This is a genomic window from Burkholderia sp. Bp8963, assembly GCF_003854275.1.
Taxonomy (GTDB): Bacteria; Pseudomonadota; Gammaproteobacteria; order Burkholderiales; family Burkholderiaceae; genus Burkholderia.
On sequence record NZ_QTQP01000208.1, the window covers coordinates 1 to 246 of the forward strand.

At 56.9% G+C, this 246-nt stretch carries 1 pseudogene; it reads right to left on the minus strand.

Annotation, left to right across the window (positions count from 1 at the left end):
* A pseudogene (locus tag DID96_RS38065) lies at positions 1-246 on the minus strand (IS3 family transposase); the annotation flags it as partial.

Genomic DNA, 246 nt, shown 5'->3' on the forward strand with positions numbered 1-246 from the left:
TCTTCGCAAGCCTGCTCCAGGCGGCAACCCGACTGCGCCGCCTCGCGGATCAACGATATACATAACAGGCGATCCGAGACGTTGATCAATCGTCCTCTTGTTCTCCCCAGATCGCCTGGACTTTTTTTCTGAGAACCAGCAGCGCCGCCGCTTCGGCCAGTGCCTTCTCCTTGCGCTGCAATTCCTTCTCGAGTTGCTTGATGCGTCGCTTGTCTTCTTTGGAATGTTGACGTTGCTCGCGCGCCT